Raw genomic sequence first — 13,021 nt, forward strand, 5'->3', positions numbered from 1 at the left:
CCTTGGACGCGGCCGCGACAGCCGCCGGCCCCGGGCCACAGCCTCAGGCGGCCACCGGCCATGAGACGCGGTGGTGGCGGCCGGGGGCGTTGCCGCGGGCGGAGCGGTCAGGCGCTTGGCGGACCCCGCCGGGATGCGCTCGCCCGCGTCCTCACCGTCAGACCTTGGGTCAGCCCCCTGCCGGGAGGCGCTCATCTCCATCATCACCGTCAGTCGCCGACGGCGCGGCGGGAGCGGTCGGCGTACTGGTCGAAAGGCTCGGCACGCTTGCGGAACTCGATGACCTCGGCCTCGGCCTGCTGGGCCGCGAGTTCGAGGGCCTGCTCCCGCTCCCGCGCCCTGCGCCGTCGCTCGGCATGGGCCTTCGCCTCGGCGGCCCGGCGCTCGGCGTCCACGGCGACGGCCACTCGCAGGACGGCCAGGTACGCCACCACCACGACCACGGAGGGCGCGATGCTCCACCATGGCGCCACGCCGACGGCCGCCGTCACCACCGAGGCGATGTGGAGCAGCACGCTGAACAGAAGCCACCGGCGGCGACGGGCCATGACACGGGCCCGGCGGCGGCACTCGGACATGGAGGCGTCCGGCGCGGACACGTGCTCGCCGGGGACTCCGTCGCCGGGAAGGTCCTCGAGATCGGGCCCGGCGAACTCCTCCGCGGATGAGCCGGCGAGGGACCGGGAGGTCTCGGTGGGCGTGACTTCGGGAGACGCGGTGGAAGGGGCACCTGAGCCGGCGGAGGTCCCGGATGTGGTCCAGCGCCTGGGCGCGGCCGGGGCGGTGGCGGCAGGGGAGGCCGCGGGAGCGGACGCGGACGCGTCGATCTCCATCGTGATCTCGTCGTCGGCGGGGTCCGCGGCGGGAGCCTGCCCGGCGGAGGCCTTGGCCACCGGGGCCTCGGCGAGGGTGTCCCCCTCGGACCCCTCATCGCACTCGCCGGGCTCTCCGGAGTCGTCGGAGTCCTCCTGCTCCTCGACGTCGGTGTACGGCTCGATGATGTCGAAGGTGTGACGGTCACGGCGCAGCCACATCGGCACCAGAACGCACAGCCACATGAGCACGATGCCCAGGTAGAGGAAGGCACTGCTCACCCGCCCACCTCCGGGGAGTACGGACGTGCCGATCGGTGGCCGGCCCGCCCTCGGGCCGCACGGACGGAGGGCGCCTGGGAGGTGGGGGCGGGCGGGCGGATGGGATCCGGGGGGAATGGAAGTGCCGTCGTCTGGGCAGCATGAACACAGCACCGGGCTTGGGCCGTCGCGAATGTGTTCACGTCACGCACCGTAGGACCGCATGTCACTGATTGACGAGCATTCGGTGCGGTGTGTCGTGAGATCGTCAACCTGTTTATCCCCAGGCCTAGGTCAAAGATTTTTGTCGCCGGCTACGACAGGCCGTCATGGGCGGTTTTCTCCCTCGTCTGCCGCCACTGCGCGAGCAGCCCGCGCGGGACGTCCTCAAGAGTGAGCGCGTAGCAGATGTGGTCGCGCCAGGCGCCGTCGATGTGGAGCTGCCGGCGGCGTACCCCCTCTTCGCGGAAGCCGAGCTTCTCGACGACGCGCCGGCTGGCGTGGTTCTCGGGCCGGATATTGGCCTCCAGGCGGTGCAGGCCCACGGTGAAGAAGCAGTGGTCGACGGCCATCGCGAGCGCCGTCGGGGTGATGCCGCGGCCGGCGAGCGTGCCGCTCACCCAGTAGCCGACCTGCGCCGACCGGGCCGAGCCCCACACGATCGCGCCCACGGTGAGCTGCCCGGCGAACGCCCCTCTGTAGGTCACCACCCAGGGAAGCGCGAGCCCTTGCCTCGCCTCGCGGCGCAGGGTGCCGACCATGGAGATGTAGGGGCCGAGGCCGGTGCGGAACAACGGGGTCTCAGGGTTGCTCGGCTCCCAGGGGCGCAGCCAGTCGGCGTTGCGCAGCCGCGTCTCACGCCAGGCGCTGACATCGCGCAGGCGCAGCGGCCGGAGTCCCACCGGTCCCTCGTCCAGGGTCACCGGCCAGCCGCGAAGTCGATCCACGGGACAATCATCCCCTGTTCAACCCTGAATCCGCCATGGCGGCCACCGGGCCCTCTCCTTGAGGGGGTCCCGCCAGTGTTTTCGATCATGTCCACCGGGCGCGTGTCAGCCTCTGGAGTCGTCGCCGCCCCCGATCTGGCCGACGGCGCGCCGGGTGCGTGTCAGCCTTGGGGGTGGTCGCCGCCTCTGATCTGGTCGACGGCGTGCCGCAGGATCGGGGCGAGGATCGCCATGCCGTCGCGAACGCCGCCGGAAGACCCCGGCAGGTTCACGATCAGCGTGTTCCCCGCCTGCCCTGCCAGCCCGCGCGACAGGATGGAGGTGGGCACCTTGTCGCGGTTGGCCTGGCGTATCGCCTCCGCGATGCCCGGTATCTCGCGTTCGATGACGCGTCGCGTCACCTCGGGGGTGAGGTCTTGCGGGGTCAGCCCGGTGCCTCCGGTGGTGACGATCACGTCGTACTCGGCGCGGACCCCCTCGCGCAGGGCGGTCTCGACGGGCTCGCCGTCCGGGACGACCCTCGGGCCGTCCACCTGCCCGCAGCCCGCCTCGGCGAGCAGCTCGGCCAGCAGTTGCCCGGATTTATCCGGATAAACACCGGCGGCGGCCCGGTTCGAGGCCGTCACCACCAGCGCCCTCACGGCCGGGTCCAGACGCCGGTCTTGCCGCCGGTCTTCTCCTCCACCCGCACGTCGGTGATCACCGCCGCCGAGTCCACCGCCTTGATCATGTCGATCATCGCCAGGCCGGCCACCGAGACGGCGGTGAGCGCCTCCATCTCCACCCCCGTGCGGTCGGCGGTCTTCACCCTCGCGGTGATCTCCACGCCGGAGTCCACCACGACGACCTCCACCTTGACCCCGTGCAGGGCGATCGGATGGCAGAGCGGGATGAGGTCCGGCGTGCGCTTGGCCCCCTGGATGCCGGCGATGCGCGCCACCCCGATGGCGTCGCCCTTCGGCACCTCGCCGGATCGCAGGATGCGCACGGCCTCGGGCGACAGCAGCACCCGTCCGGTGGCGCACGCCGTACGGACGCTGACGTCCTTGGCGGACACGTCCACCATGCGCGCCGCGCCGGACTCGTCGATGTGCGTCAGCTCGTTCACAGCGGGATCACCTCCACGACCGCTCCCTCAGGCAGATCGGTGACGTCTTCTGGCACCACGATCAGGGCGTTCGCCCCGGCGAGCGCGGCGAGCTGGTGGGAACCCTGCCCGTGGACGGGCGCCACCGAAGCGGCCCCGTCCCGCGTGGTCAGCACGCCGCGCAGGAAGGACCGCCGGCCGGCCGGCGAGCGCAGCGCCGCGGCCGCCGTCGCGGTGACGGTGGCGGGAGGACCGGCCGGCAGGCCGCGCATCTTGGCGAGCGCCGGCTTCACGTACAGGACGAACGACACGTACGAGGACACCGGATTGCCCGGCAGCGTGAAGATCGGGATCTGCCGGTCGCCGAGAAGCCCGAAGCCCTGCGGCATCCCCGGTTGCATGGCGACCTTCTCGAACCGGACGGTGCCGAGCGGCGACAGGGCCTCCTTGACGGGCTCGTACGCGCCCATGGAGATGCCGCCGCTGGTGATCACCGCGTCGGCCTCGCCGAGCAGGGAGTCGAGCGTCTCGGAGAACGCCTCAGGGTCGTCGCCGACGGCGCCGCGCCGGGACGCCTCACCGCCCGCCTGCAAGACGGCCGCGACGAGAGTGAAGCTGTTGGACTCCCAGATCTGCCCGTGCCCGAGCGGCGTCCCTGGCTCGACGAGCTCAGCGCCGGTGGACAGCACCACCACGCGGGGACGCGGATGGGCCAGCACCGTGCGCCGGCCCACCCCGGCGAGAATGCCGAGCTGTGCGGGGCCGATGACCGTGCCCGCGTCCAGCACGGGGCCGCCCGCCCGCACGTCCTCACCCGACCTGCGGATCGCGTTGCCCGGCGGCGCCGGGCGGCGGATCGCGACCTTCACCGTGCCGCCGTCGGTCCACTCGACCGGCACCACCGCGTCGGCGCCCTCGGGCACCGGCGCCCCGGTCATGATGCGCGTGACGAACCCCCGCTCGACCGCCCGCCGCGCCGTGTCGCCGGCGGCGACGTCGAGCGTCACCGGCAGCACCACGGGGGCGTCCTCGCTCGCCCCCGCGACGTCCTCGGCCCGTACGGCGTAGCCGTCCATGGCCGAGTTGTCGAACGGCGGCAGCGCGACCGGCGAGGCGACGTCCTCGGCCAGGGTGGCGCCGAGCGCCGATTCCAGGTCGATCGGGACAGGGTCGAGCGGACGCACCGCGCCGAGGATGTCGGCCAGATGGGCGTCAACCGTTTTCATCGCATCCACCCTCCGGCCCCCTTCGTCTGGGGGCCGTGTCCACTGGAGACCCTGTCCACCCGAGATCATCTGAAGTCCCCGCGCCTCTCCGAAAACCGTCCCTCCGAAGAGCCGCCCAGCCGAAGGACCTCGCCTCAAGGGCTCGTCCATCCGCCAGGTGGTTCATTCAGCGGGCCCGCGCGTCGGAGGACCGGTTCATTCGGAGGACTCGTCGAGGAACTCGCGGAGCCACGGGATGAAGTCCGGCGCCAGGTCAGGACGGTCGGCGGCGAACTGGACGACGGTCCGCAGGTAGTCGAGCTTGTTGCCGGTGTCGTAGCGGCGCCCGCGGAACAGGACGCCGTGGACGGGGCCGCCCTCCGCCGTGGAGCGGCCGGCGAGCTCCAGCAGAGCGTCGGTGAGCTGGATCTCGCCACCGCGTCCCGGCGCCGTGTTCTCCAGCACCTCGAAGACGGCGGGATCGATGACATAGCGCCCGATGACGGCCCAGTTCGACGGCGCCTCGTCGGCCGGCGGCTTCTCCACCAGCCCGGTGACGCGGACGACGTCGTCCTCGGAGGTCGGGGCGATCTCGGCGCAGCCGTACAGGGACACCTGCTCCCTGGGCACCTCCATCAGCGCCACGACGCTGCCGCCGTAGGTGTTGCGAACCTCGATCATCCGCTTGAGCAGGTGGTCACGGTAGTCGATCAGGTCGTCGCCCAGGAGGCAGGCGAAGGGCTCCCCGCCGACGTGCTGCTTGGCGCACAGCACCGCGTGGCCGAGCCCCTTGGGCTCTCCCTGCCGTACGTAGTGGAAGGTGGCGATCTCCACCGGCTCGAGAACCTGGGAGAGACGCTCGGAGTCGCCCTTCGCGGCGAGGACCTCTTCGAGCTCGTAAGCTCTGTCGAAGTGATCCTCGATGGAACGCTTGTTCCGGCCTGTCACCATGAGGAGGTCGAGGAGTCCGGCCGAGACGGCCTCCTCGACGACATACTGGATGGCCGGCTTGTCGACGATCGGCAGCATCTCTTTCGGGGTCGCCTTGGTCGCCGGGAGGAATCGCGTGCCCAGACCGGCGGCGGGGATGACAACTTTCGTCACTGGATCGAAGTCAGCCATGAGTGCACCTTAATGGAGGGCCGAGTGGACAAAGCGGAGCTGCGCCGGAGGATCGTCGCCGCACGTGCAGGGCTGCCCGATCCGCGCGGCTCGGCCACCGCGATCAGGGAAACGCTACTCGACCAGCCGTGGGTGCAGATGGCCGGGCTCGTCGCGTGCTACTGGTCCTCGGGCACCGAGCCGGCGACGCACGGCCTGATCCTCGCTCTCTGGAAGCACGGCACCACGATCATCCTGCCCGTCCTGCGCTCGGACGACGACCTCGACTGGGCTGTGTACGACGGGCCCGACTCGCTGGCCCCGGGGCGGCGCGGCCTGATGGAGCCCGTGGACACCAGGCGCGGCGTGGACGCCATCCGCACCGCCGGCCTGGTCATCGTTCCCGCCCTGGCGGTCGACGCCGCGACCGGCGTCCGGCTCGGGCGTGGCGGCGGCTCGTACGACCGGGCGCTGGCGCGGGTCGGCCCGAACGTGCCGACGGTCGCCCTGCTCCACGAGGGCGAGATCGTCGACGGCGTCCCGGCCGAACCGCATGACCGCCCGGTCTCGATGGCCGCCCTTCCGTCCGGCATCGTCACGTTCTGAGACCGGCGTCTCGCCGTCGGCGAGCCTCAGGGAGGGACTCGCCGTCGGAGAGCGGCAGGCAAGGACTCGCCGTCGGGCAGCCGCGGGGAAGGAAGCGCCGTTGGAGGGCCTCAGGGAAGGATCTGCAGGTCGTTCAGGCCGCCGTTCTTGCCGAAGTACTCTTCCAGGTCGTCGTTCCTGACCGCGTCGAAGAAGCTCCGTCCCGCCTTCCTGTCCAGGCGTACGACGCTGGCGCCCTTGACCGTGGCGGTGCCGAGTGTCGGGATCGTGGCGGAGTCGACGGTGTCCGGGCGGATGTCGCGCAGCTCCAGCGCCAGGTCGCGCAGCGTGCTGAGCGTCACGCCCGAGTCGACGCTGACCGCCCGGGTGAGCGCCTCGAGGAAGTCGTTGAACTTGAGCGGATCGGTCAGCATGTCCCTGTTGATGATCTTGTGCCCCAGCGCTCCGACGAACGCCTGCTGCCGCTTGATCCTGTCGAAGTCGCCGCCCGGCAGGTTGTACCTCTGGCGCACGAACAGCAGCGCCTTCTCGCCCTCCAGGTGCACGAGCCCCTGCGGCCAGGTGACCTTGTTCATCGGGTCGTACACCTTGCGCGCGACGTAGACGTCCACGCCTCCGATGACCCGCGTCATCGTGACGAACCCCTTGAAGTCCAGGGCCGCGAAATGGTCGATGCGGACCTTCGTCAGGTCCTCGACGGTTTTGATCAGCAGCTTGGGGCCACCGAAGGCGTACGCCGCGTTGATCTTGTTGTTTCCGCGGCCGGGGATGCGGACATAAGAGTCGCGGGGGATTCCGATGAGAGTGAGCCGATCGCGGTCGGCCGGGACATGAACGATCATGATCGTGTCGGCCCGCTGGGCGCCCGACTCGCCCGGCCGCTTGTCCGATCCGATCAGCAGCCAGTTCTGCGCGTCCCCCACGGCCTTGCCCGGCCGGCCCGCCTCCTCCGGGAACGCTCCAGGTATACGCTCGATGTTGCCGTTGAGCGTGATCTGGCGCTCCATCACGACCGCGAACCCCGCCGCCAGCACCATGGCGAGAACGAGCCCGGTCGCGATCGCGAGCCGGCGTAAGAACCGTCGCTTCTTGCGCGGCCTCGGAGCTTCGGACCGCTTCGCAGACCCGGGCGAGTCGAGCGACCCGGCCGATTCAGCCGACTCCGGGGGCTCGGGCGCCGCGAGGGGGACGACCTCGTCGCCGTCGACGTAACGGTCCCTCCTCGCGTTCTCCAGGACCGGGGAAGTGTCGTCGGCCAATTTCGTCCCCTGAAACCGGTTGTATGGCGTCGTCTGTGTCGCGTGTGACGGTAGTCCATAGCCGTTGTTCGTGGTAGAGGCCTATACGAATACGACACAATGGACGGAAAACACGGGAGGGGGGCCAGTGAATCTCGATCTCTGGTTGCTCCTCGCGTCGATCGTCGTCATCGCCGCCATCGCCTCGGTACGCGTGGCGCACCGCACCGGCCTGCCCAGCCTGCTGATCTATCTCGCGCTCGGACTCCTGGTCGGCGAGGCCGGCCTGGGTCTCCAGTTCGAAAGCGCGCTGATCGCCCAGCAGATCGGCCTGGCGGCCCTGGCGGTCATCCTGGCCGAAGGCGGCCTCACGACGAACTGGGAACACGTCCGCCGGGCCGTGCCCCCCGCGGTCGTCCTCGCCACCGTCGGCGTCTCGGTGAGCATCGTCGCGCTGGCCACGGCGGTGCACTGGCTGATCGGCATGGACTGGCGCACGGCCCTGCTGCTGGGCGCCATCCTCGCCTCCACCGACGCGGCAGCCGTGTTCTCCGTCCTGCGCCGCCTGCCCCTCCCCGAACGCCTCTCGGGCATCCTGGAGGCCGAGTCCGGCTTCAACGACGCGCCGACGGTCATCGTCGTCGTCATGCTCAGCCAGGTCAGCACGCCGATGCCCAGCGTGGGACACGTCGTGCTGGACGCCGTCTTCGAGCTGGCCATCGGCTCCGCCGTCGGCCTCGCGGTCGGCCCCCTCGGCGGCTACGCCCTGCGCCGGGTCGCCCTGCCCGCGTCCGGCCTGTACCCCATCGCCGTGCTCGCCCTCGCCTTCGTGGCCTACAGCGGCGCGGCGCTGCTGCACGGCAGCGGCTTCCTCGCCGTGTACCTGTCCACGCTGGTGCTCGGCAACATGCGGTTGCCCCACCGCGTGCCGACCCGCGCCTTCGCCGAGGGAGCGGCATGGCTGGCACAGATCGGCCTGTTCGTCATGCTCGGCGTCCTCGCCAGCCCGCTCGAACTGCCACAGATGATCGTGCCGGGCCTGATCATCGGGCTCGTGCTGCTGCTGATCGCCCGCCCCTTGTCCGTGGTGGTCTCCGCCCTGGTCGTACGCGTGTCGGGCTCCGACCGGCTGTCCTGGCGCGAGCAGGCGTTCCTGTCATGGGCGGGCCTGCGCGGCGCGGTGCCCATCGTGCTCGCCACCATCCCGTGGGCGGCCGGGATCACCGGCGCGAAGGGCGTGTTCAACGAGGTCTTCGTCATCGTGATCGTCTTCACCATGGTGCAGGGGCCGACGCTGCCGTTCCTCGCCCGCGTCCTGCAGGTCAGCGCTCCGGCCGAGGCACGCGACCTCGGCGTCGAATCGGCGCCGCTGGAGGAGCTCAACGCGGACCTGCTGCAGGTCTCCATCCCGCCGGGCTCCGGGCTGCACGGAGTCGAGATCTTCGAGCTCCGCCTGCCGTCCGACGCCGCCGTCACCATGGTCGTGCGGGAAGGCCGTTCATTCGTCCCCGAAGGCTCCACGCGGCTGCGAGCCGAGGACCAGCTGCTCGTCGTGACCACGGCCGCGTGCCGGAAGACCGTCGAACGCCGCCTGCGAGCCGTCAGCCGCCGCGGCAAACTCGCCGGCTGGTACGGCGAACGCGGCGAATGACCCCCACCTCGCCCCCCGTCCTGTGGCTCAGGGCAGGGATTAGAACCCGTCCGGGTGGCGTTTAGCCTAATCGGCTGCGTACCATTAGCAGTCGCAGCGGTAGAGTGCCAATCTGCGTTGAGCCACACTGAGCCATATGAGGAGGAGCGCGTGCCCACCTACCAGTACGCCTGTACCGCTTGCGGTGAAGGGCTCGAGGTCGTCCAGCGGTTCACCGACGACCCGCTGACCACGTGCCCGAACTGCGAAGGTCAGCTGCGTAAGGTGTTCTCGGCCGTCGGCATCGTGTTCAAGGGCTCGGGCTTCTACCGGACGGACAACCGCTCCTCCGGCGCCTCGACCTCACCGTCCACGGCGGCCGCCGGCGCGTCGAGCTCCAGCGGCTCCTCGGGCTCTGGCGGTTCCTCCAGCGGCTCGTCCGACTCGGCCTCCAGCACGCCGGCGAAGAAGGAGCCCGCCTCGGCGAGCACCACGCCGAGCAGCTCCGCCGCCTGACGCCTCCTCGGGTTGTGCGGCCGCTCACGCCGTACAACCCACCACTCCCTCCCGGGAACGCCGTTCCGCCCAGCATGCCCGACCAAGGGCACTCCCCGCCCCGGCAGGCAGGCCCGCCCAGCGAACCCCTCTTCCGATGAACGCACCCCGTTAAGCGCCCCCCGGTGAACGCACCCCGTTAAGCGCATTCGGTGAACGCCCCCTTTGATCGCCCCCTTTGAGCGCGCCCCGGCGAACGCCCCGATCCAGTGCGCATCCCCACCCGCTGGGCACTCCCCGCCCCGGTGAGCACGCCTGCCCGCCAACCGCCACACGCGTTTTCCACAGGCTTCCCCTCCACTCTCACCGCTCCGCGCCGAGGACGCTAATCTCGGGCGCATGGTCATGACAGCTGACATCGGGGTCATCGGCGGTTCGGGTTTCTACTCCCTCCTCGACGACGCCGAAGAGATCGAGATCTCCACCCCGTACGGGTCTCCCAGCGACACCATCACGGTCGGCCGCATCGGCTCGCGCACGGTGGCGTTCGTGCCCCGTCACGGCCGAGATCACCGGTTCCCGCCGCATCGCATCCCCTACCAGGCGAATCTCTGGGCCCTGCGTTCCCTCGGCGTCCGCCAGGTGATCGCGCCGAGCGCCGTCGGCTCCCTACGCGCCGAGTACGGCCCGGGCACCCTGGTGATCCCCGACCAACTGGTCGACCGCACCTCCGGCCGGGCGCAGACCTACTACGACGAGGGCGGCGCGGTGCACGTCCCCTTCGCCGACCCTTACTGCCCGGTCGGCAGAGCCCTCGCCTACTCCCAGGCCCGGGCCGACGAATGGAACGCCGTGGACGGCGGCACTCTGGTCATCATCGAGGGTCCCCGCTTCTCCACCCGCGCAGAGTCACGGTGGTTCAGCTCCAACGGCTGGTCGATCGTCGGCATGACCGGTCACCCGGAGGCCGTCCTCGCACGCGAGCTGGCGCTCTGCTACACCTCCCTGTCGCTCGTCACCGACCACGACGCCGGCGTCGACGCGGGCGAGGGAGTCACCCAGGAGGAGGTCTTCGCCTTCTTCGCCGCCAACAGCGAGCGCATGCGCACCCTCGTCGGCTCGGTCGTCGCCGGGCTTCCCCTCGACCGCGACTGCCCCTGCGGCGATGCCCTGAACGGCATCAAACTCCCCTTCGAACTCCCCTGACCTCCAGCGGAACCCTCTGACCTCCAACCCCGAACGCCCTCCCCTGACCTGCCGGACGCGGCCCCGCAACCCACCCCACCCATGGCCGTCGTCCGGCACCAGAACCTGAAGAGATCGCACAGCCGAGGAGGCACCCGCCCCGGCCGAACACCCCGAACCGAACAAGCACCCGGGTCCGCCGAGGTCCCTGCACTCACCCCCACCACCGGAACAGGAGTCAACCATGCGGCGGGCCGTCCCCACTCGCGCAGTTCGGCTGCTCAACCGGCGGCGCCGGCCCGTGGCCGTCGCGCTCGCGGCGCTGGGCGCCGCGTGTGCCGGGCTCGCCGTGCGTCCTGCTCCCACTGTCGCCGTCCTGGCCGCCGCCCACGACCTCGGCGGAGGAACGCTGTCGGTGTCCGACCTGACGACCGTCCACCTGCCCGAAGAGGCCGTACCCGACGGCGCCCTGCGTCCGGGGGCCCGGGTGACCGGCCGCGTCCTCACCGCCCCGGCCAGGCGCGGCGAACCCATCACCGACCTGCGCCTGCTCGGCCCGGCGCTCATCGACGCCTACGGCCCCGGCATGCTCGCCACCCCGGTCCGTGTCACGGACGCCGCGTCCGCCCGCCTGCTGCGGCCCGGTGACGTCATCGACGTGATCGCCTCATCCGCCGGCTGGGACGACCTCGCCCCACCCTTGCCCCCCGACCCGGACCCCGCCGCGACCTCGGACCACGACCCCGGCGCCGCACCCACCGGGCCGTCCTCCCGAGCGGCCGTTCCTCAGAGCGCGGCCGCCGGAAGCGCGAACCCCCGAACCTCGACGGCCGCGCACGCCGTCACCGTCATCGCCGTGCCCAATGGATCACGTTGGGGCGGTTCCGCAGGCTCCATGTCCGAATCCGGCGCCCTGGTCGTGCTGGCCACCACCCCCGACCAGGCGGCGCGCCTCGCCCAGGCCGGCACGAGCTCGCGCCTATCGATCACCATTCACGGTCGAGGCCGCTGACAGCACGCCAAGTCGGCCCAGCACCGTCGAAGCCGCAGATGAACTGCGCCGACAGAGCCGAAGCAGCCTAAGCCTCGCTCACAGCAACGAGCCCAGCTTGGGGTCGTACTCCCAGTGCCAGGGCTCGAACGGGCTGTGATAGGCCCAATCAGGGTGTATCCAGCCGAACTGCTTGCCGTTGGCCTCCAGCCAGTTGAACTCCACCGACCGGAAGACCTGGACGCCTCCGCACAGGTCCACCGCAAGGCCGAGCCCGTGGTTGCTGCGCCCCGGCACCGCGGCGAACCCCGGTCTCCGGTAGAAGATCGACTGCTGCTGTCCCAGGTTGCGGTAGCTGTCCGTCACGCAGATCGCCTTGCCGAACCGCTTGCGGTAGGCCTCGCTGAGCGCCACGAACGCGATCGCCGCGTCGGCCCGCAACTCGCGTCCCTTCTGCTGCAACGGGCACAGGACATCCGCCGGAAGCAGCCCGTTCGGATACTGCGCGGCGGAGCTCACCCGGGTCGGATCACAGGCGGCGCCCGAACGACCGCCCTGGTTGACGCGCACGCCCAGCTTCACGAGCGTCCGCGAGAGCGCCTTCACCACGGTCGCCGACCGCTTCCTGAGCGTGTCGATCTCCACATTGAGCTGGGCCTCGACCAGCAACTTGGTCGCCCGGAGCTCCTGAGCCTCGGCGGCCAGCTTCTGCTGCTCCTGCGAGAGCCGCCCCGCGTCCGCGAGTATCTCGTCCCGCCCGGACACCAGGTAGGTCATGTCGCTCAGAGCCCGAAGGCTCGCATCGTCGTCACCATTGAAGAACGGCGCGATGTCACCCCCCGAAGGCTCCTGGTAAAGCGACTGGACCAGGTCGGCGAGCGGCTGACGCATCTTGGACAACTCGAGGTTCGCCGTGCGCAGCTGCTCCAGCTTGCCCTTGAGCTCCTTGTCCGACTTCACCAGCGTCGCCTGGCGCTGCTCCAGGGCCTTGGTGGCATCCGCCAGCGCCTGGGACGACTTCTCGGCCTCACGGCGCAGCTCTGTCAGGTTGGTCGGATCCGGTTTTCGGCCGACCGCTTCAAGCGTTGCGGACCGTGCTTGCGCCGTGCCGGACGAGGTCACGCTGAGCATGGAAATCATCGCCATAAGGACCGCGACCAGGCCCGCCGATCGAGGAGATGGCACGTTACGGACCCCTCCATTTGCGAATCTGTGACCTGCGCCCGCACGCACGTTACTACAGCAACCCGAGTGCCCGGGGCGGAGTCGCGATAGCCGTTATGTACGGATCACGGCTTTTACGCCCCCCGCCTCCCCTGTCCACGCCACGCTCCCCCGCCCACCCCACACACGCCACCCCCCGCCCGCACATGCCAAACCCCGCCCCTGCCCGCACATGCCAAACCCCGCCCGCGGCACGCCAAACCCCGCCCCGCGCACGCCCCGCCCCCCCACATGTCACA

General features: G+C 70.7%; 13 protein-coding genes. 5 read left to right on the plus strand and 8 right to left on the minus strand.

Annotated features, from left to right (window positions below):
• Positions 1–209: 209 nt before the first annotated feature.
• The 6 genes from ACFO60_RS37840 to galU form a co-directional block, all read right to left on the minus strand.
• Entirely contained in the window at positions 210–1,094 is an 885-nt protein-coding gene (locus ACFO60_RS37840; RefSeq protein WP_380851262.1) for a hypothetical protein, read from the minus strand.
• A gap of 293 nt (positions 1,095–1,387) precedes the next feature.
• Positions 1,388–2,020, minus strand: coding sequence for a GNAT family N-acetyltransferase (locus ACFO60_RS37845; protein WP_380851265.1), 633 nt, complete (start codon positions 2,018–2,020; stop codon positions 1,388–1,390).
• 161 nt (positions 2,021–2,181) lie between these two features.
• Positions 2,182–2,661 (minus strand): MogA/MoaB family molybdenum cofactor biosynthesis protein, encoded by a 480-nt coding sequence (locus ACFO60_RS37850; RefSeq protein ID WP_380851268.1) that lies wholly within the window; start codon positions 2,659–2,661, stop codon positions 2,182–2,184.
• A complete protein-coding gene (gene moaC / locus ACFO60_RS37855) occupies positions 2,658–3,128 on the minus strand; it encodes a cyclic pyranopterin monophosphate synthase MoaC (protein WP_380851271.1) in 471 nt (156 codons plus the stop codon). The genes ACFO60_RS37850 and moaC overlap by 4 nt, the downstream gene beginning before the upstream one ends.
• Positions 3,125–4,333 carry a molybdotransferase-like divisome protein Glp gene (gene glp, locus ACFO60_RS37860; protein WP_380851274.1) on the minus strand — a complete coding sequence of 403 codons (1,209 nt, stop codon included), beginning with the start codon at positions 4,331–4,333 and terminating at the stop codon, positions 3,125–3,127. Before glp ends, moaC begins: the two co-directional genes overlap by 4 nt.
• 195 nt (positions 4,334–4,528) lie before the next feature.
• Complete coding sequence (gene galU / locus ACFO60_RS37865) at positions 4,529–5,434, minus strand: UTP--glucose-1-phosphate uridylyltransferase GalU (protein WP_380851277.1); 906 nt, start codon at positions 5,432–5,434, stop codon at positions 4,529–4,531.
• A gap of 24 nt (positions 5,435–5,458) precedes the next feature.
• Here galU and ACFO60_RS37870 point away from each other — a divergent pair, with 24 nt between their 5' ends.
• Complete coding sequence (locus tag ACFO60_RS37870) at positions 5,459–6,019, plus strand: 5-formyltetrahydrofolate cyclo-ligase (RefSeq protein WP_380851280.1); 561 nt, start codon at positions 5,459–5,461, stop codon at positions 6,017–6,019.
• Positions 6,020–6,129: 110 nt separating this feature from the next.
• Here the strand turns inward: ACFO60_RS37870 and ACFO60_RS37875 are convergent, their stop codons facing one another.
• Positions 6,130–7,278: an LCP family protein gene (locus ACFO60_RS37875; RefSeq protein ID WP_380851283.1), complete on the minus strand. Its 1,149-nt coding sequence runs from the start codon at positions 7,276–7,278 to the stop codon at positions 6,130–6,132.
• A 127-nt stretch (positions 7,279–7,405) separates the two neighbouring features.
• On the opposite strand from ACFO60_RS37875, the gene ACFO60_RS37880 reads away from it, so the two are divergent.
• The 4 genes from ACFO60_RS37880 to ACFO60_RS37895 all read left to right on the plus strand — a co-directional run bounded on the left by ACFO60_RS37880 (position 7,406) and on the right by ACFO60_RS37895 (position 11,579).
• Complete coding sequence (locus ACFO60_RS37880) at positions 7,406–8,908, plus strand: potassium/proton antiporter (protein ID WP_380851286.1); 1,503 nt, start codon at positions 7,406–7,408, stop codon at positions 8,906–8,908.
• 150 nt (positions 8,909–9,058) lie between these two features.
• Positions 9,059–9,403 (plus strand): FmdB family zinc ribbon protein, encoded by a 345-nt coding sequence (locus ACFO60_RS37885; protein ID WP_380851289.1) that lies wholly within the window; start codon positions 9,059–9,061, stop codon positions 9,401–9,403.
• 378 nt (positions 9,404–9,781) lie between these two features.
• Complete coding sequence (locus tag ACFO60_RS37890; protein ID WP_380851292.1) at positions 9,782–10,588, plus strand: S-methyl-5'-thioadenosine phosphorylase; 807 nt, start codon at positions 9,782–9,784, stop codon at positions 10,586–10,588.
• Positions 10,589–10,811: 223 nt separating this feature from the next.
• Positions 10,812–11,579 (plus strand): RcpC/CpaB family pilus assembly protein, encoded by a 768-nt coding sequence (locus tag ACFO60_RS37895; protein ID WP_380851294.1) that lies wholly within the window; start codon positions 10,812–10,814, stop codon positions 11,577–11,579.
• Positions 11,580–11,657: 78 nt separating this feature from the next.
• On the opposite strand, the gene ACFO60_RS37900 is transcribed toward ACFO60_RS37895, so the two are convergent.
• Positions 11,658–12,689, minus strand: coding sequence for a D-alanyl-D-alanine carboxypeptidase family protein (locus tag ACFO60_RS37900; protein ID WP_380851297.1), 1,032 nt, complete (start codon positions 12,687–12,689; stop codon positions 11,658–11,660).
• Positions 12,690–13,021 lie beyond the last annotated feature (332 nt).

Source organism: Sphaerisporangium dianthi (genome assembly GCF_042654065.1).
GTDB classification, from domain to species: domain Bacteria; phylum Actinomycetota; class Actinomycetes; order Streptosporangiales; family Streptosporangiaceae; genus Sphaerisporangium; species Sphaerisporangium dianthi.

Coding starts and splice junctions, on each gene's coding strand:
- glp (WP_380851274.1), bottom strand. CDS start 4,333: ATGAAAACGGTTGACGCCCATCTGGCCGACATCCTCGGCGCGGTGCGT.
- galU (WP_380851277.1), bottom strand. CDS start 5,434: ATGGCTGACTTCGATCCAGTGACGAAAGTTGTCATCCCCGCCGCCGGT.
- ACFO60_RS37890 (WP_380851292.1), top strand. CDS start 9,782: ATGGTCATGACAGCTGACATCGGGGTCATCGGCGGTTCGGGTTTCTAC.
- ACFO60_RS37895 (WP_380851294.1), top strand. CDS start 10,812: ATGCGGCGGGCCGTCCCCACTCGCGCAGTTCGGCTGCTCAACCGGCGG.
- ACFO60_RS37900 (WP_380851297.1), bottom strand. CDS start 12,689: ATGCTCAGCGTGACCTCGTCCGGCACGGCGCAAGCACGGTCCGCAACG.